The organism is Kribbella albertanoniae (genome assembly GCF_004348455.1).
In the GTDB taxonomy this organism is placed as follows: Bacteria; Actinomycetota; Actinomycetes; order Propionibacteriales; family Kribbellaceae; genus Kribbella; species Kribbella albertanoniae.
In genome coordinates, this window is sequence record NZ_SMKA01000143.1 from 1 (window position 1) to 22,495 (window position 22,495).

Consider the following 22,495-nt stretch of genomic DNA (forward strand, 5'->3'; position numbering starts at 1 on the left):
GGGCTGGGGAGTTCTACCGGTCGTTTTCGGGTGGTACGACTCCCCAGCACCGCCGGGCAACCGCGCGGCCGCACCTGACCGAGCCGACAACCGGGGGCTTGAACAGGAAACGGTGGGCGTGAACAGGTCATTACTTGTTCACACCCACCACAGGGTGTCCACACCCCCGACGGCGACCGACCTCACGGGACGCACGGATCGGCGCCCACCGGCGATCAGTGGAAGCAAATTTGCACCTGGCGCCAACTACGTTCCACAAAGGCGGTCCGCGGGCATCGCCGTGCAACGGCTCCTGGCCGGAGGGGCCCGTATCCTCGGGGGGTGAGTCAGGACAAAGCCGGTGGCGGCCGGATGGGCGACTCGTCGTTGTTGCGTAGGCTCAATCTTGCGGCGGCACTGGATGCGTTTCTCCAGGCGGAATCGCTCACTCCTCGGGAGTTGCGGGCTGTTGTCGGCGTCTCGCGGCCGACCGCCGAGGATCTGTTGGCGACTCTGATCGCAGACGGCCGGGTCGAGGAGACCGCGCCACCACGGCAGCCGTCCTCCACCACCCGGGGCGCCGGGCGGCCGGCTCGGCACTTCCGCTTCCGGGCCGAATCCGGTTACGTGACGGGGATCGACATCGGCGCCCACAAAGCGATGGCAGTCGTCACCGATCTCCGCGGCAATACTCTCGCGACCCAGCGCGTCGAACTCGACCCCGGTCTGGACGCAACCGCGCGGATCCAGATCGCCGTCGACGTCACCCGTGCCACCTGGCGGGAGGCCCGGCTCGATCCGGATGAGATCACCGGCGCCGCTTGCGGAGTGACCGGCGCGCTGCGGGTCGGCGAGGGGGCGCACGACGTACGCGAGGGTCCGATCGGTGCCGGGCTGGCGGTCTACTCACTCCCCGGCTTCCCCGACGTCGATGTGGCCGCCGAGCTGTCAGCGGGGCTCGGCGTACCGGTTGCCGTCGCCAACGACGTGAAGCTCGCCGCGCTCGCCGAGCACTGGAAGGGCGCGGCCCAAGGCCACCGCGACATCGTGTACATGTTCGCCGGCCACCGCGCCGGCGCCGGCGTCCTGATCAACGGACAGGTCCACCAGGGTCATCACGGCGCCGCCGGCGAGATCGGCACCTGGCCGATGCTCGGCTGGGAGGCCGCCGTCGACCAGCTACATGCCCGCGGCGCCCAACTCGCAGCCGCAGCCGACCTACCCTCCGGCCGCGAGGGCGAACTGGTGATCGCCTCGGCGGCCCGGCAGGACCCCGAGAGTCTGCGCGTGCTGATCGAGTTCGCCGAGGTCCTCGCCCGCGGCGCCGCCGTACTGGCTCTCGCTGTCGACCCCGAGGTCGTGGTCCTCGGCGGCGGCATGTCCCGCGGCGGCGCGATCATCGCCGAACCCTTCCGCCGGGAACTGGCCCGCCTCGCCCTGGTCCCCATCGACGTCATCACCTCCACCATGGGCGCCGACTCCGTAGCCGTCGGTGCAGCCCGGATGGCCCTCGACACAGTCCTCACCGACCTCCTCGCCGTACCAGGCGCTTAACCCAACGTCATTTGGGGTCAGTGGTGAAGGCGGCTCGGGGTTGCTGGACTGAGGCCAGGGAGACGATGTCGCGGCCGTAGATCGCGGCGGCTAGCCAGACGGCCAGTACGCGGACCTTCCGGTCCCAGGTCGGTACGGCGAGCACGTGGTAGCCGCGGTGCATCAGCCAGGCGAGTGGGCCCTTCACGACGAGGCGGTGGAACTGGAAGACGCCGGTCCCGAGGCCGAGGGTCGCCACCGAGCCCAGCGTGTGGTGCAGGTACTGCTTAGGTGCCCGTCCGCGCAGATCCGCGAGCAGGTTCTTCGCGAGCAGCTTGCCTTGTCGTACGGCGTTCTGTGCGTTCGGCACCGTCAACGCACCAGGCACCGGCGAGGCGAGGTCGGGGATCGCGGCGTCGTCACCGGCGGCCCAGGCGTCCGGCACGATCTCGTCCTCGGTTCCGACTCGCAGATCGGGACGGGTCTGGATCAGACCGCGGGCCGTGACCGGGAGGTCGGTGTGACCGCGCACCAACCGGGTCGCCGCGTTGCCTGCCGTCCAGACGATCAGCTCCGCGTCGAGCTCCGTCCCGTCAGAGAGCACCACATGACCGTCGACAGCAGACTTCACCGTGGTTTCCAGATGCAGGTGACCGCCCCGCCCCTCAAGCAGCCGGCGAACCCACGCGCGTGGACCGTCAGTCACCTCGGGCAGGATCCGCTGGGTCGCCTCGACCAGGTGGAGGGACAGGTCGTCGCGGGTGAGTTCGGGGTACGACTTGAGCAGGCTGTTGGCCAGCGAGAGCAGCTCGCCGAAACTCTCCACACCGTTGAAGCCCGCGCCGACGACGACCACGGTCAGCAGGCGGCGGCGTACCGGGCCTGGTGGGAGGACGGACGCCTCGTCGAAGGCGGTGAGCAGCCGGTCGCGCACGGCCACCGCCTCCTCGACGTGTTTCATGCCGATCGCCTGGTCCGCGATCCCCGGTACGTCGAAGGTGCGGCTGATCGCACCGGCGGTGACCGCGATCACGTCGTACGGGAGCTCGAAGTCCTCGCCGCTCACCGGGTGGATGGTGACGGTACGGCGGGCGTGCTCGACCGTGGTGACCGAGCCGGCGATGATGCGGGTACGGCGCAGGTTGCGGCGTAACGAGATCGCCGCGTGCCGGGCCTCAACCGAACCGGACAGCACCTCGGGCAGGAACGGCTGGTACGTCATGTACGGCCGCGGGTCGATCAGGATCACCTCGGCCTCACCTCGCCGCAGCTTCTTCTCGAGCTTCCACGCCGTGTAGAAGCCGGCGTACCCACCTCCGACAACCACGATTCTGCGCACTTCAGGTCTCCCGTTCTCTCACTAGCCAAGACAGAGCAGAGGGCCTCATTGTGACAACCCCCACCCCCGGTGTGACTGCCGTTACCCAGGCCGGGAGTCACGGATCCGGATTCTGCGTGGTCTTGTAGGAGTAGAGCCGATGAGCCTAAGGAGAGAACCATCAATGACGATGGCCGAGCAGCAGATCGCAACCTCCGTCCTGGTGATCGGAACCGGCGGTGGCGGCCTGCGCGCCGCGATCGAGCTGGCCGAACGCGGGGTCGAGGTGCTTGCCCTGGGCAAACGTCCACGCAATGACGCGCACACGTCGCTGGCCGCCGGCGGGATCAACGCCGCGCTGGCCACGATGGACCCCGAGGACACGTGGCAGCAGCACGCCGCCGACACTCTGCAGGAGAGTTACCTGCTCGCCAACCCGGATACCGTCCGGATCGTTGCCGAGGGTGCCGCGCAGGGAATCGCCGACCTCGAGCGTTACGGGATGCCGTTCGCGCGGGAGGCCGACGGGCGGATCTCGCAGCGGTTCTTCGGCGCGCACACCTACCGCCGGACGGCGTTCGCGGGTGACTACACCGGCCTGGAGATCCAGCGCACACTGGTGAATCGCGCCGTACAGCTCGGCGTACCGATTCTCGACAACGTCTATGTGACGCGGATCCTGGTGCGGGACAACACGGTTTTCGGTGCGTATGGATTCGATCTCGACACCGGCAAGCGGTATGTCATCCACGCCGACGCCGTGATCCTCGCGGCCGGCGGCCACACCCGGATCTGGCGGCGGACCTCGTCACGCCGCGACGAGAACACCGGCGACTCGTTCCGCCTCGCGGTCACGGCCGGCGGCCGGATCCGGGACCCTGAACTCGTCCAGTTCCACCCGTCCGGTCTGATCGAGCCGGAGAACGCGGCCGGGACGCTGGTGTCGGAGGCTGCGCGGGGCGAAGGCGGGCAGCTCAAGAACGCGCTCGGCGAGCGCTTCATGGGCCGGTACGACGCTGAGCGGATGGAGCTGTCGACCCGCGACCGGGTGGCGCTGGCGGCGTACACGGAGATCAAGGAAGGGCGCGGTACGCCGAAGGGCGGGGTGTGGCTCGATGTCTCGCACCTACCGCGGGAGACGATCATGCAGCGGCTGCCGCGGGTCTACCAGACCCTGCTCGAGTTGCAGATGCTCGACATCACCCAGCAACCCATCGAGATCGCGCCGACTGCGCACTACTCGATGGGCGGGGTGTGGGTGCGGGCCGAGGACCACTCGACCGGTGTCGACGGTCTGTACGCACTCGGCGAGGCGGCCAGCGGGCTGCACGGCGCGAACCGGCTGGGCGGGAACTCGCTGATCGAACTCCTCGTGTTCGGCCGGATCGTCGGTGAGGAGGCTGCGAAGTACTCGGTCAATCGTGAGTCCCAGCAACGATCTGCCGAGGTTGTCGGCGAGGCGCGTGCTGAGGTCGACGGGCTGCTCGCGGCCGACGGTCCGGAGAACGTGCGCGCGCTGCAACGGGCACTCCGCGACACGCTCACCGCCCGGGCCGGCGTCGTACGGGACGAGGTCGGTCTGCTGGCCGGCATCGAGGAACTCGCCGAGATCGAGGCCCGTACGGCGCAGATCGGCGTCCACCCGGATATCGCGGGCTTCCAGGACCTGGCGCACGCGTTCGACCTCAAGTCGTCGGCGCTGTCCGCCCGGGCCACTCTCGACGCCGCGCTGGAACGGCGGGAGTCGCGCGGCTGCCACAACCGCTCCGACTACCCCGAGCTCGACGAGTCCCTGCAGGTCAACCTCGTCTGGTCGGGTCCCGGCCAGGTCACCAGAGAGCCGATCCCAGCGATCCCGGCCGAGATCCGGGCGCTCATGCGCGACGACATCTCGACGGAAGGCAAGCTCGTCGAGTGATCAGGCGGTCGCTCTAGCTCACGCGCGGGAGTGGCGTGGTCTTGTCTGTGCGGGCCACGCGGAGGCGGACGCGGGTGTGAATGGTGGGGAGGGCAACGACCGTCGCGAGCTCGGCCGCGGTGCGTACTGCGGCCGAGTGCACGGTGTCGAGGTCGGCGGTGGGTTCGATTGTGCAGGTGAGTTCGGCGACGAGCTGGCCGCGGTCGGCGACCACTTGGCCGGAGCCGTCGCGGATGCCCGGCGTACGGGCGAGCGCTTGCGCGGCGGCGTCCACGGCCGAGTGGGCGTCGGCGGTGAGGCGTCCGCTCCGATCGCCACCGGGCAGCGCGAACCGGCCGCCGACCCGACGGGGCAGATGGCGAGCGAGCCACCAGAGGCCGAGCAGGATCGCGACCACTCCCCCGGCACCCGTTGCCCACGGCCACCATTCCGCGGTGGTCGGGGCGCTCCACGGTCCGGCCGTGATGCGGTCCGACGGGAGTTCGCCGTACCGCCAGGCCAGCATCGCGCCGCCCGCGAGGAGCAGTCCGAGCGCGACCACCGTGCCCGCTACCCGATCCAGGGCAATCACTCCGCGACGCATGTCACTCCTCCCGTACGGCGATCCGCGTCTGCGGCACCGGGGTAATCGTTCGCAGCCGGTCCTCGACGACGGCCGTGACGTCCGTGCTGACGCGGCTGGGTTCGCCGAACGTGGTCACGGTCAGGTTGACGCGCTTCCGCCTCGACCGGCCCGCAACCGCAGTCACCGAATCGACCTGCCGAGCACTGTCGCAAGCAAGCCGCGCAACATCCGCACTACGCAACCAAACAAGCCCGTCCTGTCCCCCGACCGCATGATGGGTCCGCCGCCGCCGCTTGAACGTCACCACCAACAGCAACACCCCGACGACGGCGGCGAAGATCCCGCTCGGAACCATCCACCCCGCAGGCTCTAGCTCAAACCCGCGGGCCAGCCACGAGGCACCGTCCGTGAGCCCAGTAGCAACCGCCATCTCACGAACCGCGACACACCCAGCTAGCACCAACGCGAACGCCCCGACGAACCCAACCCACACCACAGCAGGCCCACCCACGGGCTGCTTGGCCGCGACCGCCTCACCCGGCGCCGTACTTGTCGACACCTGAGAGGCATCGACAGCGGTGACGGTGATGTCGGCGCGGTCTACGCCTAGGCCGGTGAGGTCCTCTACCGCTGTGGTGATGGTTTGCCGGAGGTTGGTGGCGGTGTCGGCCAAGGGGTTGGGCCAGGTGATGGCTGTTTCCAGGTGGAGGCTGACTCGTTGGCCGGCGACTACCGCTCGTGCCTTGGGGAGGCCGCGACCCAGTACGGCGGACTGCCGGGCCACCGCGGGGTGCCGGCGGGCCGTGATCTCCACGATCCGCTCGACGGCGCGCTGTGTGATCTCGAGCCGGCCGCGATCGCCCCCGAATGCGATCGCGGACGGCTCCGAGACCCCCGATGCCGGTCCGTCCACCGGCTCGAGTCCATCCGACGCATGCGCGTCCGTTGTGGATCCCACGAGTTCGTCGGCGTGCTCCAGCAGTACGTCGCTGGGCGCCAGCGGGTGTGCGCCGGGCGTGCTGTGGTCAGCCACGGTTTTTGCGGTTGAGGAGGTCGTCGACGGCCTTGGAGCCGCCACTGCCGGAGAGGAAGTGGCCTACAGCGAAGCCGACTGCCCCCAGGACCAGGGCGAGCAGGAAGCCGGGGAAGCCACCGGCCGCGGCGGCGATGGCGATCAGCAGGCCGGCGAACAGGCCGATGGTCGAGGTGCTCACTCGGGTCTCCTCAGGGCTAGGTCGACAAGTACAGAGGTGCGTCAGCGGACGCGGGGTTCGGTGGTCTCGACAGCATCCTCGTCATCGTCGTCGTCGCCGTCCAGGTGGACGTCGGTGACGGAGATGTTGACCTCGGTGACCTCGAGACCGGTCATCCGCTCGACCGCCGAGATCACGTTCGCGCGGATCGCCGCCGCGAGCTCGGCGATACTCACGCCGTACTCGGCGACGAGCTCGATGTCGACGGCGGCCTGGGTCTCGCCGACCTCGACCGACACGCCCTGGGACAGGTTGGTCTTGGAGCCCGGGATGCGATCCCGCAGCATCCCGACGGCCCGCGCGGCGCCGCCGCCGAGGGCGTGCACGCCGGGGATCTCGCGGGTCGCGATGCCGGCGATCTTGGAGACCACCACATCCGCGATCGAGGTGCGGCCGTCGCTACCGGTGCCGTCGGCAACGACCTCGGCAGCGGGAACGGAGGCGACCGGACGCTTGGTGGCCGGCTTGGGAGTGGCAGTGTCGGTCATCGGGAGGTGCCTTTCTCGTCAGCGGTTCTTCGGAGCCGTTCGCCGGAAGGACGACCGTGCGCGCCGAATCGTCACGGTCCCTCCACCTGATCCACAGCGTGACATGACTCACTCGACGGATACGGGAGGTTACCGTGACATCAGGGCACGCAGTGTCGTCTCCAGTACACGCGCGCAACCAGGAGGTGGAGTGACCACAGGGCTGACCGAGCTCGACGAGGCGACCTTGGTCGCCCGGGCCCGTGATCGTGACCCGGCGGCGTTCGAGCTGCTGGTCCGCCGCTACCAGCGGCGGATCTACACGCTCTGCCTGCGGATGCTGAACGGCGCGACCGGCGACGCCGAGGATGTGGCGCAGGAGACGTTCGTGACCGCCTGGCGCCGGTTGCCGGAGATCCAGCACGAGGCAGCGTTCGGTTCCTGGCTCTACCGCACGGCCACCAACAAGTGCCTCACTGTCCTGCAACGCCGCAAACCGACCGCGGAACTCAACGAAGAGAGCGCTCCCCAAGACCTGGCGCACGACCCGGCCCGCGCGGCCGGGAACACAGCCGCCATGCAAGCACTGGCCGTCGCCCTGCGACGACTTCCACCGCCACAACGTGCCTGCTGGCTACTGCGCGAGGTCCACGGCCGCTCGTACCAGGAGATCGCCGATCTCGTCGGTACGACGCCCACGGCGGTCCGCGGCCGGATTGCCCGGGCCCGCGCCGAACTCGCGGAGGTGATGAAGCCATGGAGATGAATCCCGACGACACCGTCACCGCTCTGCACCCCCTGCCCTGCGGCCGAACCGTCGAAGACGTGTGGGACGAGCTGGAGTCCGGTGAGCTCAGTGCCCACCGAGCCGACTGCCCGCACTGCCGGACCGCCCAGGCCGGTCTGGAGCAGCTGACCGAGGCGACCCAGCTCCTGATCGACGACCCGGTGGAGGTCCCGAGTGGACTGCTCGACCGGATCATGACGGCCGTCCGTGCCGACCTGAACCTCGGCCGCACGATCCCGCTGCCCACGGAACCGGCGGAGGTCGAGGTCTCGGTGCACGCACTCGCCGCCGTACTGCGCTATGCGGTCGACGGCACCACCGGCGTACGGGCTAGGCAGTGCCGGATCGAGTTGTCGGAGCCGGGTTCGGTCAAAGTGTGGATGTCGGTTGCGCTCGAGTTCGGGGCCGGTCAGGTCGGGGCGCTCGACGAAGCGCGGCAACGCGTCGCACTCGCCCTGCGCGGGCAGATCGGGCTGGAGCTCGACACGCTCGACTTCGAGGTCGTCGACGTGTGGACGCGGCCGTGACGACCGGACCGGCCAGGGAGGTCGCCCAGCTCGAGGCAGCCGATGCGGCGGCACAGGCAGCCCGAGCCGTCGGCGGTGTGGTTCGGCTGCAGCCGGGGATCAAAGGCCTGCTGCGTCAGTTCGGGGCACAGGCCTGGCAACGCGCGACCGGGCGCGACGTACCGGATGTGGCCGGAGTCGAGGTCGACCTCAGCTCATCCGACCAGGTCCGCGCCGAGGTCCGCATCGTCGTCGGCGTCGACCACCTCGCAACCGAGGTCGGCCGGAAGGTCCACGAGGCGGTGGTCGCGGCGCTCGAAGCGGCGACCGGCCGTCCGGCAGCCGTGCAGATCCGCATCGTCGAGTTCGACCTGGAACCGCGCTACAGCTGACGTGCGGTGAAGCGTTTGCCGATGGTGATCATCGGCTTCTCCACCCAGCGGTAGCAGAGGTGCGCCATCAGGATGGACATCAGTGTCACGGGGAGCCACGGCACTGGGGTCTTGGCAAGGCTCGCCCCGAAGAGCAGATAGATCCCCGCCACAGCACCGTGCGCGATCAGCTGCACGAGGTAGATCGAGTACGAGCGTTCCCCGAGAAAGACGAACGGCCGCGTCGACAGCAGTCGCTGCGGGAAGGCGTTGGCGAGCAACGCAGGCAACAGGACGAACCCGACCAGTACGACGTACGGTGGCGGAACCGCGATGAAGCCCGGCACCTCCCCGGACAGATGATGCCTCTCGGTGAACGCGGCCCAGAACTGTACAGTCCCGTGGATCACCAGGAAGCCCGCGGCCGCCGTACAGGCAACCCACGGCCGGGTCAGCGGCTTGAACAGCGCATAGGTCCTGGGATTGTGCATCAGGATCGCGACCAGGCAGCCGACCAGGATCGAGAAATAGTGCGCGGTCCAGCCGCGCGGGTCGCCGCCCATCGACAGCGGCACCATCACCAGCATGACTGCCATCAGCACCAGCGTCAGGCCGATCCGGCCGCGGAACTTCGCGCGACGCTGCACAAGGATGGCCGAGAACGCGAGCAGCGGCCAGAGCAGGTAGAACTTCTGCTCGATGCCCAGTGACCAGGACTGCCCATAGGCGCCGCCGTTGCCGAACTCGTTGAAGAAGAACAGGTACAGCGGCAGTTCCGTCCCCGGCGGGCTCTTGGTCAGAGTCCCCTGGAGGATCTGGAGGAGCAGCGTCACGCCGAGCAGGAAGAAGTACACCGGCAGGATCCGGAAGATCCGCCGGGCGTAGAACTTCTTGAACGAGATCCGGCCGGAGCGGTCCTCTTCGCGCAGCATCAGCGTGGTGATCAGGAAGCCCGAGATCACGAAGAAGATCTGGACACCGATCCAGCCCTGCAACCAGTCCGGACCTTGATTGTGGAAGACCACGACCATCAGCGCCGCGATCGCCCGCAGCCCGTCGAGCGCGGGAAACCGCTTCAGCGCCAGGTAGTCGGAGTGGCTCAGCGGCGCGGCGGCGGCGACCTTGGTCGATGGACTGATCGTCATGCTTTCGACGATCGCTGCCGGACCCCGGCCACCACATCGCCGTCAAGTGCCGACCGTGGTCACCGCAAGGAATGAACCGCGCCGACCGGGTGTCACTCCTGAGAGTGACACCCGGTCTCCGTGCTCAGGGGCGGATGACGGGGGCAATCGTCTTGTTCCGGGCGCCCTCATAAGCAGCGAGGAGAATGCCGAGTACGGCGATGCCTTCGACCTCGGTGTGCAGCGGCCGGGTCTTGCCGATCAGCGAATCCGCGAAGTGCTCGATCTCGGCGACGAAGGTGTCGACCGGTTCGAGCTCGAACGTTTCCGATTCGCCCGACCGCAGTTGGTAGGTGAGCGACGTACCGTCACTGTGCAGTGAACCCAGCTCGCCGACGGCCGAGAACCGTTCGGTCGATCCGGCCGGCTGGTAGGCCCAGCTGGTGACCAGCTGACCGACCACTCCGTTGTCGAAGCGGATCAGCACCTGGGCGGAGTCCTCGCCCTCCATGAACTTCAGCCGGTGGGTCGACAGCATCGCCGTGGCCTCGACCGGCATTCCACCGGCCAGGTGCAGCATCAGGTACGTCGGGTGGTAGCCGGTGTCGATGAGTTCGCCACCGCCACTCGTCTTGCTGCTGGCCCGCCAGCCCATCGAGCTCGGGTCGAAGTCGTTGTAGAAGCTGTCCGTGGTCCGCACCTCGTAGACCGTGCCGATCGTGCCGGCCTCGAGCAGTTCCTTCGCCTTGGCGACGGCCGGCATGAACAGCTGGTTGTGCGCCGACATCAGCGTCACCCCGTTGGCCTCGACAGCACGCCGTACGTCGGCTGCTTCCTCAGCACTCAGGCACAGCGGCTTCTCGCACAGGATGTGCTTCCCCGCCTCGGCGGCCGCGACGATCGCGTCCCGGTGCAGGTGATGCGGCAGGCAGATGTCGACCGCGTCCAGCTCCTCGTTGGCGAGCATCTCGCGATAGTCCGTGTACGCCGTCGCACCGAGCTCGGCCTCACGTGCCTTCGCCGTCTCCTCGACTGCATCGGCGACCGCAGTGATGCCGATCTTGTCGGCGTGCGCTGCATAGCCCTTGATGTGCGCGGAGGCGATACCGCCGGCGCCGATCAGGCCGACCTTGATCTGGGGCATGGGTGATCTCCTCAGCTGTAGGCGACGACGGTGTTGGTGGTGGCGGCTTCGTTCGCCGCAACGACGAGCCGGGTGAGCTCCAGGGCGCGCGCGATGTTGTCGTCCGCGCGGGTGTCTCCTGCGATGTGCTCGACCCACTGGCCGAACGGGTCAAGGCTGTGCTCTGGGACCGTCAGTTGCTCATCGCCCACCTTCAGCACGTTGCCGGCATCGGTGTAGGTCAGCGTGCTCTCGGTCCCGAAGATCTCGATCGTGAACGGGTTGGGGCTGGCGAAACCGGCCTCGATGACGCCGATGGTCTGATTCGGGTAGCCGAGCACGACGACCGCGTTGTCCTCCAGGCCGCGGCCCGCGATCGACCGGTACGTTGCACTGACGGTCTCGGCGTCGGCTCCGAGGAACAGCTGAGTCAGGTACACGGGGTGGCAGCCGAGGTCGGTGAGCGCGCCCCCGATCGCTGCCTTCGGCTCGAAGAACCGCTGCGGCAGCCAGCCTTCCTTACCGTCCCGCGCAATCGCGCCGTCGTGCGAGAGCCGGACCCGCGCATAGGTCACCTGGCCGAGCCGGCCGCTGTCGAGCACCTCGCGAATGGCGTTCGTGTACCCGTGCGCGAGTCGCGGCAGCGAGACCACCAGCTTGACACCGTTGTCGTCGGTCGCGGCGATGATTTCCTCGGCCTCCGCGACAGTCGGCGCGAGCACCTTCTCGGTGAAGATGTGCTTACCGGCCTGAGCGACCTTGACCATCAGGTCACGGTGCTCGTCGGTCGCGGTCGTGATCACCACACCGTCGATGTCGCTCGCCAGCAACGCGTCCAGATCGCTTGTGTAGGCAACACCGAAGGCTTCGGCACCAGCCTTGCCACGCTCCTCGTCCGGGTCCCAGACCGCCACCAGTTCGGTGCCTGGATGCTCCTGCGCCTGCCGCGAATAGTCGCCCGCATGGACGTGCCAGAAGCCCAGAGTCGCGATCTTGAGGGGGTTCGGCATCTGCTTCCTCCTGCCCGAGGTCGTCCGGCTTCACCAGCACCGGCCGCGCACCAACGTACAACGTTGTCATAGGGTCTTGGGAAGACCTGACGCGCCCCATTTCAGCCTCTCGGCGGCCTGGGGTGCGTCCGCTCCGTGGCAATTTGAGGGGAGATCCGTTCAAGTTGCCCCTTCTCCGCTCGTTATTTCAGGGGAGAAGGGGCCAGCTGAGCGGATATCCCCTGAGATGGAGGGTGCCCACTGAGATGGAGGGTTGGCCCCTGAGTTGGAGGGTTGCCCACTGAGTTGGGGGGTTGCGCCCTTGAGTTGGAGGGTTGCCCACTGAGTTGGGGGGTTGCGCCCTGAGTTGCGGGGTTGCCCCCTGAGTTGCGGGGTTGCCCACTGAGTTGCGGGGTTGCCCACTGAGTTGGGGGGTTGCCCCCTGAAATTTCCAGTGGGCAACCCCCCAGGTGAGGGGGCAAGCTGCGTCGCGCCGGCCTGCGCCGCTCGGCTGCGGCCGGTCACGCGGGTTGTGGTTGGTCGCCGCTGCGGCCGGCGCCCGACCACCGGCACATCTGGCCACGCCTGAACGGGCTGGTTGAGGTGCTGTACGCGGCAGCCAGCCGAAGCCCGTACACCAACTGGGGACCCCGGACACCCGACCAGATGTCCGAAGCCCCCACCAGGTGACCGCAGTACACCCCCGCCCACCTGCACGCGGCCCAGCAGAACGCCGTACCCACAACGTCCGAAGGATCCGCACACCTGGCCTCCCGATCTTCGGACGTTAATCGCTGCCGGGGCTAACGTCCGAAGGATCCGAGGGCGTGGTCTCCGGATCTTCGGACGTTGTGAACGGCGGGACAGGAGAACCGGATATCCGTTCGAGCTGCCCCATCTCCACCAAATTTCAGGGCGCGCCGGCCCGGGCCGAGCCGCGAAGCGGGGGCTTGAGCAGGACGTGGACCTAGGTGGCGGATCTATAGTTATCCGGGACTCCTAGGTAATCGGTGAGGTTGATGAGCGAGGCGTCGTCCGGTGGGGATCTGCGGAGGTTGCGGCAGCTGAATGTGGTCGCGGCTCTGCGGGTTCTGCGTGCCGAGGCGCCGCTGACTGTCACCGAGCTGGCGAAGCGGACCGGTCTGTCGCGGGCGTCGACCGAGGACGTCGTACGGGATCTCTTGAGTCGCGGTTGGATCAGCGAGGTCGAGCCGACAGCGGGCACAGTCGGACGGCCCGCTCGGCGCTATCGGTTCCGCGCCGATGCCGGTCGGCTGCTGGGCGTGGATATCGGCGGTCACAAGGTGCTGGCGGTGGTCACGGACCTCGAGGGCGACGTAGTGCATCAGGCCCGGATCCCCGTCGCGCCGGACGCGGGTCGTCGGGAGCGCCTACAGGCTGTCGACGACTGCATCGCTGCCGCGCTCACCGGGGCGAAGGTCACGGCTGAGCAGATCTGGGCGACCGGGGTCGCGACGACCGGGCTCGTCGACGGGACCGGCAAGGTGATGCTGTCCGACTCGCTGCCGGAGTGGACCGGGGTCGACCTGGCCGCTCACCTGCGGCGGGTTGTCCGCGGGCCGATTCGGGTCGAGAACGACTGCAAACTCGCTGCCCTGGCTGAGAATTGGCGCGGGGTCGCCCGCTACGCCAAGGACGTCGTGTTCCTGCTGGCCGGCCTGCGCACGGGTGCCGGGCTGATCATCGACGGCCAGCTGCATCGCGGGTTCGCCAACTCCTCCGGCGAGATCGGCGCGCTGCCCGCGGTCGGCTGGGGGCGCGCTCCCGAGCACCTCCATGCCTGGCTCGGTCCGGACGAACCGGTCGAGCGAGTCTTCCTGGCCGCCCGCGACGGCGACCGCGCCGCCCTGCGAGCCGTCCGCAGCTATGTGCGCGACATCGCGATCGGTACGTCGGCCCTGGTGCTCACCCTCGACCCGGAACTGGTCGTGATCGGCGGCGGCTTCTCCCGATCGGCCGACGTACTGGTCGAGCCGTTGCGCCGCGAACTCGACCGCTGGTGCCTGCGCACTCCGGAGATCCGCGTCTCCGCCTTCGGCGACGAAGGAGTCGCGCTCGGCGCCGTCCGGCTCGCGGTCGAGCAAGTCGAGTCCACCCTGTACGGCGACGCCCCCGCGACCGCCGCGCTACTGATGTTCTAGGGCTGATGTTTTGAGCAAAGCTGCTCGAAACTACCCCGTTGTGAACTCTTGACACAGTTTCCGTGGAGTCCATGATTATTCCATCGCCCCGCCCAGCGAGAGGAACCCACTCATGCGAGTACTCCGGCTGTTGACCGGCATCACCCTCGGCGGACTGCTGGCTGCCTTCGCGGTGGTCTCCCCCGCCGGCGCGACCATCAGCGGTGGTTCCGCGACCAACACCACGACCACCGTCACGTACCAGTACTCGTTCACCGGCGCCCCGGCGTTCCAGCGGGTCTACGTGGACACCGACCGGAACACGAGCACCGGCTACGCCCAAGGCACGGTCGGCGCCGACTACCTGCTGGAGAACGGCAACCTCTACCGCAGCACCGGCACCGGCTGGAGCTGGGCGCTGGTCAAGGCCGTCACCTTCTCCGCCACCGGCGGCGTCGCCCGCTGGACTGTCGACCGGGCCGACCTGGGCGAGAACGCCTCGCCCAACGACGCCGACCTGATCTTCCAGGTCGAGGCGCCGATGGAAACGTCCAGCAAGTACACGCATGTCTATAGCGATGGTGGTGCTGTCACCTACACAGCAAGCACCGACAACTTCGCGAACCCAGAGCGCGGTTTCTACCACCACACCGGCGACTGCGACAAGGCCGACTTCTCGCTGAGTACCTTGCAGAGCTACCGGACCAGCCAGGGCATCTCGCTGGTGATGTGCGTCTTCTATCTGGCCGAGTACAAGAACGGTCCGATCGCCCAGGCCGCGCTCGACCAGCTGCAGCAGCAGCTCGACACAGTCCGGGCTGCCGGGCTGAAGATGGTGCTGCGGTTCGCCTACACGACCTCGACTACCGGTGACGACGCAACCAAGGATCGCGTGCTCGCTCACCTCGACCAACTCGCGCCGTACCTGAATTCGGGGAAGGACGTCATCGCCGTCGTACAGGCGGGTCTGATCGGTGCCTGGGGTGAGTGGTATTACACGCAGAACTTCGGCAACGCCGGCACCGTCAGTACGACGGACTGGGCGAATCGGAAGGCGGTCGTCGACAAGCTGCTGAGCGTCGTACCGTCGAGCCGGATGGTGCAGCTGCGGACGCCGAAGTTCAAGCGGACCATGTACACGACGACGCCGGTGCAGTCTGCGGATGCCTACAACGGTTCCGCGACCTCGCGGATCGGTCACCACAACGACTGTTTCCTCGCGAGTCCCGACGACTTCGGCACCTACGAGAACACCGCGGTCGAGTACCCGTACCTGCAGGACGAGACCAGGTACGTCGCGATGGGTGGCGAGACCTGTGCCGTGAACGCACCGCGGTCCACCTGCCCGACGGCGACGGCCGAGCTCGCGCAGTTCCACTGGTCCTACCTGAACACCGACTACGAGCCGAACGTGTTGAGTTCGTGGAACTCCGGCGGCTGCCTGGCCGATGTGACCAAGAAGCTCGGCTACCGCTTGCGGCTGGAGACCGGGACCTTCCCGACCTCGGCCGTGCGGGGCGGGAGTCTGCCCGTGTCGCTGTCGGTCCGCAACGACGGCTACGCGACGCCGTACAACGCACGTGGTCTTGAGCTCGTACTGCGGAACACGGCGACCGGCACCAACTACAAGCTGGCGATGAGCTCGGACCCACGACGCTGGACCGCCGGTACGGCGACCACCGTCTCGCAAACGCTCACCGTGCCGTCGGGCCTGCCGACCGGCTCCTACCAGCTGCTGCTCAACCTGCCCGACCCGCTGCTGTCCACGCGGCCCGAGTACTCGATCCGGCTGGCGAACCAGAACACCTGGGAGCCGTCGACCGGGATGAACTCGCTCCTGCACACCTTCACGATCAGCTAGGAGTCCCCCCATGAAGCTGTTGGTTGCCGCCACCCTGGTCCTAGGCCTGCTCGGCGGCCCGGCGCAACTCGCCGACGCGCACCGCGACGGGCCGACCGTCACCCGCGACTACCCGGCGAGCGACGCTGTGATCGCCAACCAGGAACGCGGCTTCTACCACCACACCGAGACCCACTACCGGGCCGACAGCACCGGCTACGTCCCGCTCGACCTCACCACCCTGCGCAACTTCCGGACCCAGGAGAACATCACCCAGATCCTCCGGGTCTTCTACCTGGAGAAGTTCGCGAGTATCGACAAACTCGACCCGGCCTACCTCGACCTCGTCCGCGCGGACTTCCGCACCGCCCGTGCGGCCGGGGTGAAGGTACTCGTCCGGTTCGCGTACGCGCAGCCGCCCGGCTGGCCGCCCACCATCCCGTACGGCGATGCGCCGGTGCAGCGGGTCCTGAAGCACATCGACCAACTCGCGCCGATCCTGCGTGAGAACGCCGATGTCATCGCGGTCGTGCAATCCGGCTTCGTCGGCCTCTGGGGTGAGGGCTACTACACCGACCATTTCGCCGACCCGGCCGACCCGAGCAAGGTATCCGACCAGAACTGGGCCGACCGCCGGGCCGTGGTGATGGCGCTGCTCAAAGCACTCCCCCGCGATCTCATGGTCCAGGTGCGAACGCCGTACATGAAGCAGCGCATGCTCGGACTGCCAACGGGAACCGCGGGAGCACTCACTGCGGATCAGGCGTACGACGGTTCACCGGCGGCCCGGATCGGTCATCACAACGACTGTTTCCTGGCGAGCCCCGACGACTTCGGCACCTACCTCAGCGACCCGATCGAACTCGACAAGGATTTCGTTGCCCAGGACACCAATTATGTCCCCGAAGGCGGCGAGACCTGCGCACTGAACTCACCGAGGTCCGACTGGGACTCGGCCGCGGCGGAGATGGCGCGACTGCACTTCTCGTACCTGAACACCGACTACCACCCGGACGTGCTCGGCAGCTGGGGCTCGAACATCACCACAGCCAAGCAGAAACTCGGCTACCGGTTGACCCTGGTGCGCGGCACGTTCACCGCCAAGGCCCGCCCCGGCAGCGCCGTACAGGTCGCTCTCGATCTTCGCAACGACGGTTGGGCCGCGCCGTACCATCGCCGTCAGGTCCAGCTGATCTTCCAGGGCGACAAGCACACCTACCGCGTGAACCTGCCCGCCGATCCCCGCCTCTGGGCCGCTGGTACGACGACCACCCTCAACGCGACTGTCCGAGCGCCACTCGCACCGGGCCGCTATCGCCTGCTGCTCAACCTCGCCGACCCCTCACCCCGACTGCAGTCGCCCACCTACAACCCGCTCTACGCCGTCCAGCTGGCCAACACCGGCACCTGGCAGCCAGCAACCGGCTACAACGACCTCGGCCAAACCGTGACCGTCTCCAAGTGATGCGTCTCTCTGCCGTGCGACAGAGACAAGATCGGTCGCACGGCAGAGGTGCGCGGCGGCAGCTTTCCCTACGCTGCTCGGCATGAGGCGAATAACAATCATCGGTACAGCCTTGGCGCTTTGTCTCCTTGGCGTTTCGTCAGCAGTTGCTAATAGCAACAAATTGACCTGGCACGGCTGTAGCACCGGCCCGGACGACGCAACCGGCCTCGCCCTCGACCAGGCCGGTGCCCAGTGCACCGAGGTCACGGTCCCACTCGACTACCGCCGTCCAGCCGGCCCGACGATCGCGATCGCCATCGCCCGCCGGGCAGCCACCGAACCCAGTCAGGGCACGCTGGTGGTCAATGTCGGCGGTCCCGAAGCATCCCGCCAAGGGGTGAACGTCTTCCTGGGCCGCAGCCCGGAGCTGGCGGCCCAGTACGATCTGGTCGGTATCGACCCGCGCTTCTTCGGCCTCAGCACTCCGCTGGAATGCGGCTGGCGCACGGACCGCTATCTCCGCAGCGCGCAGTACGCGAGCCCGACCCGCGCCGCCTTTGCCGACAGCGTTTCCGTCGCTCGAGACCTCGCCGCCCAGTGCGAGTCGCACCGGGACGTGCTGCCGTACGCCTCGACCCGGAACATCGCCCGGGACATGGACCGCGTCCGCGCGGCCCTCGGCGTACGGCAGCTGTCTTACTTCGGTACGTCGTACGGCACGTACCTGGGAGCGGTTTATCTGCAGATGTTCCCGGGGAACGCCGATCGCGTCGTACTGGACAGCTCACATGCGCCGGACACGTACGGGCCACGCTGGACGCGAGAGACCGCTGTCCCGGACGCGGCCGCGCTGGCCGACTGGGCGGAGTGGGCAGCGCGGCATGACACTGGACTCGGCACCACGAAGAACGCCGTCCTCGCCACCGTGGACCGGATCGCCGCGGTCACCAGGAAGCGACCGCTGCAGGTCGGGACACATCAGGTCACCGAGGCGATGCTGCCCGGTCTGCTGCTGACCGTCGACGACACAGACGCGTCGTACGGCGAGATGTCCGCTGCCGTGCGCGTCTACCGGGATGCGGCCGCCGGTTTGCCGGTGACGCCGACGCCGTTGCAGGAGCAGCGGTTCGGGCTCTACGACCTGGCCGAGGTTGTGCCGGAGTTCGGGTTCAGCGCGGGCGTCGCCAACCAATGTGCCGACTGGGCCGCGCCGCGGGACCCCGAGGTCTACTACCGCGATATCCGGGCGCACCGCTTGGACGAACCACTCTTCGGACCGCTGGCCCGCGACATCAGCCCCTGCACGTTCTGGCCCACCACGCCGATCGAAGCGCCCACCACGATCGCCAACGACCACCGTGTGTTGATGCTAGGGGCAACCGGTGATCCCGCCGTTCCCTACTCGGGGCAGCTGGCCATGCATCGGGCGCTGCGGGGATCCCGCCTGATCACGCTCTCCGGCGCGTTCCGGCACGGCGTGTACGGCGTCTCCCCCTGCGTGGACGCGACGGTAGAGCGCTATCTCGGCCAGAACACGCTGCCCGCGGCTGACGTCACCTGTACCTAGTCGAGCAGCTCGTCGACAACGCCAGTGATCGGCTCGTCCTGGGCTGCGGCCACCACTGCGTCGGCCGCGGAGCCCAGGGCTGTGCGGGCGGCGCGTTCGACAGTGTCTCTGCCCTCGATCTCGTCGGCGACCAGCAGCGGAGTGCCGGCTCTGATCCGTTGGGTTTCGGCAACAGTAACCAGTCGCAAGGCCTGTCGGTAATGTCCCAGCGCTAGCTCGCTGGCGGCGATGTTGTCGAAGCAGTCCACCACGGTGTCGAGCAGGTCGAGTTCGCGATAGATCCGCAGGGCCTGCAGGGAGCGCTCTCGCGAGCCAGCCAGGTCTCCCGTGCGCATGTACAACTGGCCGAGGTTGCTGGGAGTGCCGGCCAAGCCGCGGCGGTCGTCGGCGCTGCGCCACAGCGCGCAGGCTTCGATATACGCCTGCTCCGCCTCGACGGTCCGGCCGAGCCGCTGGAGCACTAGTCCAGTGACGTTGAGCGCGGTCGCGATCAGCCTGGTGTTTCCGGTCGGCTCAGCGAGAGTGATGGCTTCCTGCCCCTGCTCCGCTGCGATGTTCAGGTCGCCAAGAATGACGTTGGTGAAACAGAGTCCGATCAGCGCGGAGATGAGGCCAAGAGGATCGTCGAGGTGCCGGTAGAGGCGAAGCGCCTCGTCGCCGAGCAGTCGCGCACCGGCCGGGTCACCGTTGTTGCGGGTTAGCGAGGCCGCGGCCCGAAGCGCCGCGGCCCTGGTCTCCGTCGGCGCGCCATCTTCGGCATCGAGTGCCTGGCGCAGCCAGTCGCGGCTTTCGGCGATCAGGCCGTGGCCCATCCAGTACCAGCCGGTGGGTGCCGCGATCTCCAGGACCCGGCCGGCCTCGCCCGGCGTCCGCAGGGCCCATTCGACGGCCGCGCGCAGATTTCCTGCTTCGCTGTTCAGCTCGTCGACGACCTTCTCGTCATCAGGGCCGCCGTCGCGGAAGGTCCGCGCGGCGAGTGCGGCACACCACGTCGCATGCCGGCCGCGAACCGCAGATTCGTTGCCGGAGGCACGCAACTGCTCGAGGGCGTAGTCCCGGATACTCTGCAGCAGAACGAAACGGCCACCAGACTCGACCGTGATCAGGCTCCGCTCGGTGAGGTCGGCCAGAATCGCCTTCAGGTCCGCAGGCTCGAGGTCCTCGCCGCACACGACTTGTTCGGCGGCCTCCAGCGTGCAGCCGCCGACGAAGACGGCCACCCGGTACAGAACCTCGCGGCCGATCGGATCGAGGAGCGAGCAGCTCCAGTCGATCGCCGTACGGAGACTGGTGTGCCGTCGGCCGGCCGAGCGCATACCGCCGACGAGCAGCCGCAACCGATCCTCGATCCGCACAGCCAACTGCTCGATGCTCAGCGTCCGGGTCAGGCCGGCCGCGAGTTCGATGGCCAGCGGAAGCCGGTCGACCGCCGTACAGATCTCGTCGATCAAGTCTGTCCGGCCGTCCGCTGCTACCCGGCTGCGCTCCCGGAACAGCCGAGCGGCAGCCTCACGGTCGAGGGGACCGATGGGGTGCACTTGCTCGCCGACCACGCGAATCGGCTGCTGTGATGTCACCAGGATGGAGACCTGGTCGGCGAGACCGGACAGCAAGGCTCCGACGGGCTCGACCAGGTGCTCGGCGTTGTCGAGGACCAGCAGACTGCCTGCGAGCCTCTCGACGCAGCGCGACAGCAACCCATCCGGGACGGATTCGACCGCCGTCACCGAGGCGAGACCGGGCAGTACCGCCTCTGGCGTGGTGATTGTGGTGAGGTCCAGCCAGTACACCGCTCGGCCTGACCGGTTGACTGTCGCGGAGACCTCTTTGGCCAGCCGCGTCTTCCCCACCCCGGGGCCACCGGTCACGGTGATGACGGCAGGTCCGGCCAGCCGATCCAGCAAGGCTGCCAGGTCGCCGTCGCGGCCGACCATCGACGTTGCAGCCGTCGGGGCTCGGCTCGGCTTCAGGACAGCGGCCGGTAGCAGCGCGGGATCCTGGCGCAGCAGTTTCCGCTCGAGGTCGATGGTTTCGCGCGACGGGTCGATGCCCAACTGCTCGGCGAGGGTCGTCCGCAGTGTCGCGATCCGGGCCAGCGCTTCGGCTTGCCGACCGGCCCGGTACAGCGCGATCACCGCCAGGCCGAGCAGGCGTTCGTTCAGCGGGTTCTGCCGCGCGAGCTCGTCGGCCTCGGCGACCACGACCGTGCCGGCAGCCAGCCCGGCTTGGATCCGGTCGGTCTGCAGATCGACGAACAGACGGTCCAGCCGGTCCGCTTCGGCCGCACCGAAGGGAGTATCGCGCAGATCGGCCAGGGCGGGTCCGCGCCACTGCGCGAGCGCATCGGCCGCCACGGTGCTCACCTTGGAGTAGTCCTGGTCCCGGCGAGCAGCCTCCACCACCGGCAGCAACTGCTCGACCTTGGCCAGATCAGCCGGTCCGCTGGTCGTGAGGGCATAGCCGTTCTCGGTCCGGTGCACGAGCCCCGCCTGGTCTCCGAGTGTGCGTCGCAACCGATGCACCAGCACCCGGAGCCGATCCCGCGGCTTCTCGACCTGCCCGTCGCCCCACACGTCCGCGGCCAGGACTCCGTCCGGTACGCCGTGACCGCCAGCCAGGGCGAGCCGGACCAGCAGGGCTCGCTCGAGCGGCCGGGCAACGCCGTACTGGATGCCGTCCGCTCTCAACAGGGTCGGCCCGAGGATCAGTACTTCCACGGCTGAACCCATGCGCGTCCCCCTCCCCCAGAGTCCCGGTACGCTCCCCCAAACCTACCCAACGCCTCGGCTCACTGCCTCCGACGGGCTCCGCCCGGGCGGACGAGTCCTGCCTCGTAGGCGATGACCACGGCCTGCACGCGATCGCGAACTCCGAGCTTGGCCAGCACACTGCTCACGTGCGTTTTCACCGTGCCCGCGGAGACGGTCAGCTGGTCGGCGATCTCGGCGTTGGACGAGCCGCGGGCGACCTCGATCAACACCTCGCGCTCGCGGTCGGTCAACGCAGCGACGACCTTGACGGCTGCGGGGTCCAGTGCCGGGGCAAGGTGTTCCAGCAGGCGTCGGGTGGTCGAGGCTGCCAGGACCGCGTCACCGGCGTGCACGATGCGGATCGCGGCGAGCATGTCTTCCGGCGGCGCGTCCTTGAGGAGGAAGCCGCTGGCACCGGCGCGTACGGCGGAGAGTGCGTACTCGTCGAGGTCGTAGGTGGTCAGCATCAGCACCCGTGGCGGGTCCGGGAGTGCGTTCACCTGACGGCAGGCTTCGATCCCGTCCAGGCCGGGCATCCGGATGTCCATCACGACCACGTCCGGACGAGTACGCCGTACCTCCGCGACACCGGCCGTCCCATTGCCGGCCTCGCCGACGACCGCCAGGTCCTCCTGCGAGTCGATCACCATCCGGAACCCGGCCCGCACCATCTCCTGGTCCTCGACCAGCAGCACCCGGATCACGCCGGAACCTTTGCCCTGAGCAACGATCCGCCGCCAGGCCGCCCGGTCAGCTGCACCGAACCGCCGTACGCCGCCACCCGCTCGCGCATCCCCACCAGACCGAACCCCATCCC

The 22,495-nt window shown here is 68.3% G+C and carries 19 protein-coding genes; 9 read left to right on the forward strand and 10 right to left on the reverse strand.

Going from position 1 to position 22,495, the window contains the following annotated elements; all coding sequences use genetic code 11:
- The first annotated feature begins 321 nt into the window (after positions 1 to 321).
- Entirely contained in the window at positions 322 to 1,533 is a 1,212-nt protein-coding gene (locus E1261_RS26365; RefSeq protein WP_132411039.1) for an ROK family protein, read from the forward strand.
- A gap of 7 nt (positions 1,534 to 1,540) precedes the next feature.
- Here the strand turns inward: E1261_RS26365 and E1261_RS26370 are convergent, their stop codons facing one another.
- A complete protein-coding gene (locus tag E1261_RS26370) occupies positions 1,541 to 2,851 on the reverse strand; it encodes an NAD(P)/FAD-dependent oxidoreductase (RefSeq protein WP_132411041.1) in 1,311 nt (436 codons plus the stop codon).
- Positions 2,852 to 3,014: 163 nt separating this feature from the next.
- Between E1261_RS26370 and E1261_RS26375 the strand changes: the two genes are divergently transcribed.
- Positions 3,015 to 4,748: an L-aspartate oxidase gene (locus E1261_RS26375; protein WP_132411043.1), complete on the forward strand. Its 1,734-nt coding sequence runs from the start codon at positions 3,015 to 3,017 to the stop codon at positions 4,746 to 4,748.
- A gap of 13 nt (positions 4,749 to 4,761) precedes the next feature.
- Here the strand turns inward: E1261_RS26375 and E1261_RS26380 are convergent, their stop codons facing one another.
- The 4 genes from E1261_RS26380 to E1261_RS26395 are packed head-to-tail and all read right to left on the reverse strand — an operon-like array spanning position 4,762 to position 7,054.
- Complete coding sequence (locus E1261_RS26380) at positions 4,762 to 5,331, reverse strand: hypothetical protein (protein ID WP_132411045.1); 570 nt, start codon at positions 5,329 to 5,331, stop codon at positions 4,762 to 4,764.
- Position 5,332: 1 nt separating this feature from the next.
- Positions 5,333 to 6,346, reverse strand: coding sequence for a DUF6286 domain-containing Asp23/Gls24 family envelope stress response protein (locus E1261_RS26385; RefSeq protein ID WP_132411047.1), 1,014 nt, complete (start codon positions 6,344 to 6,346; stop codon positions 5,333 to 5,335).
- Positions 6,339 to 6,527 carry a hypothetical protein gene (locus E1261_RS26390; protein WP_132411049.1) on the reverse strand — a complete coding sequence of 63 codons (189 nt, stop codon included), beginning with the start codon at positions 6,525 to 6,527 and terminating at the stop codon, positions 6,339 to 6,341. Before E1261_RS26390 ends, E1261_RS26385 begins: the two co-directional genes overlap by 8 nt.
- Before the next feature lie 41 nt (positions 6,528 to 6,568).
- Positions 6,569 to 7,054: an Asp23/Gls24 family envelope stress response protein gene (locus E1261_RS26395; protein ID WP_132411051.1), complete on the reverse strand. Its 486-nt coding sequence runs from the start codon at positions 7,052 to 7,054 to the stop codon at positions 6,569 to 6,571.
- Positions 7,055 to 7,244: 190 nt separating this feature from the next.
- On the opposite strand from E1261_RS26395, the gene E1261_RS26400 reads away from it, so the two are divergent.
- Genes E1261_RS26400 through E1261_RS26410 form a run of 3 tightly spaced genes read left to right on the forward strand, consistent with a single transcriptional unit; the run spans position 7,245 to position 8,718 of the window.
- Positions 7,245 to 7,799 (forward strand): RNA polymerase sigma factor, encoded by a 555-nt coding sequence (locus E1261_RS26400; protein WP_202875039.1) that lies wholly within the window; start codon positions 7,245 to 7,247, stop codon positions 7,797 to 7,799.
- Positions 7,790 to 8,347: an anti-sigma factor gene (locus E1261_RS26405; RefSeq protein ID WP_202875041.1), complete on the forward strand. Its 558-nt coding sequence runs from the start codon at positions 7,790 to 7,792 to the stop codon at positions 8,345 to 8,347. Before E1261_RS26400 ends, E1261_RS26405 begins: the two co-directional genes overlap by 10 nt.
- Entirely contained in the window at positions 8,344 to 8,718 is a 375-nt protein-coding gene (locus tag E1261_RS26410) for a hypothetical protein (protein WP_132411055.1), read from the forward strand. Before E1261_RS26405 ends, E1261_RS26410 begins: the two co-directional genes overlap by 4 nt.
- Here the strand turns inward: E1261_RS26410 and E1261_RS26415 are convergent.
- From E1261_RS26415 to E1261_RS26425, 3 genes are all read right to left on the reverse strand, one after another.
- Positions 8,709 to 9,842 (reverse strand): acyltransferase family protein, encoded by a 1,134-nt coding sequence (locus tag E1261_RS26415; protein ID WP_132411057.1) that lies wholly within the window; start codon positions 9,840 to 9,842, stop codon positions 8,709 to 8,711. The two genes, E1261_RS26410 and E1261_RS26415, sit on opposite strands and share 10 nt — an antisense overlap.
- Positions 9,843 to 9,966: 124 nt before the next feature.
- On the reverse strand, positions 9,967 to 10,965 hold the full coding sequence (locus E1261_RS26420; RefSeq protein WP_132411059.1) for a Gfo/Idh/MocA family protein: 999 nt from the start codon (positions 10,963 to 10,965) through the stop codon (positions 9,967 to 9,969).
- Between the two features lie 11 nt (positions 10,966 to 10,976).
- Complete coding sequence (locus E1261_RS26425) at positions 10,977 to 11,954, reverse strand: Gfo/Idh/MocA family protein (protein WP_132411061.1); 978 nt, start codon at positions 11,952 to 11,954, stop codon at positions 10,977 to 10,979.
- A gap of 998 nt (positions 11,955 to 12,952) precedes the next feature.
- On the opposite strand from E1261_RS26425, the gene E1261_RS26430 reads away from it, so the two are divergent.
- The 4 genes from E1261_RS26430 to E1261_RS26445 all read left to right on the forward strand — a co-directional run bounded on the left by E1261_RS26430 (position 12,953) and on the right by E1261_RS26445 (position 18,928).
- Complete coding sequence (locus E1261_RS26430) at positions 12,953 to 14,095, forward strand: ROK family transcriptional regulator (protein ID WP_132411063.1); 1,143 nt, start codon at positions 12,953 to 12,955, stop codon at positions 14,093 to 14,095.
- Positions 14,096 to 14,207: 112 nt separating this feature from the next.
- Positions 14,208 to 15,935 carry a DUF4832 domain-containing protein gene (locus tag E1261_RS26435; RefSeq protein WP_132411065.1) on the forward strand — a complete coding sequence of 576 codons (1,728 nt, stop codon included), beginning with the start codon at positions 14,208 to 14,210 and terminating at the stop codon, positions 15,933 to 15,935.
- A 10-nt stretch (positions 15,936 to 15,945) separates the two neighbouring features.
- Entirely contained in the window at positions 15,946 to 17,379 is a 1,434-nt protein-coding gene (locus tag E1261_RS26440) for a DUF4832 domain-containing protein (protein ID WP_132411067.1), read from the forward strand.
- A 163-nt stretch (positions 17,380 to 17,542) separates the two neighbouring features.
- Entirely contained in the window at positions 17,543 to 18,928 is a 1,386-nt protein-coding gene (locus E1261_RS26445; protein ID WP_202875042.1) for an alpha/beta hydrolase, read from the forward strand.
- On the opposite strand, the gene E1261_RS26450 is transcribed toward E1261_RS26445, so the two are convergent.
- Positions 18,925 to 21,657, reverse strand: a complete 2,733-nt coding sequence (locus tag E1261_RS26450; protein ID WP_132411071.1) for an AfsR/SARP family transcriptional regulator — start codon at positions 21,655 to 21,657, stop codon at positions 18,925 to 18,927. The genes E1261_RS26445 and E1261_RS26450 overlap by 4 nt on opposite strands.
- A gap of 59 nt (positions 21,658 to 21,716) precedes the next feature.
- A complete protein-coding gene (locus E1261_RS26455) occupies positions 21,717 to 22,349 on the reverse strand; it encodes a response regulator (protein ID WP_238176431.1) in 633 nt (210 codons plus the stop codon).
- Positions 22,350 to 22,495 lie beyond the last annotated feature (146 nt).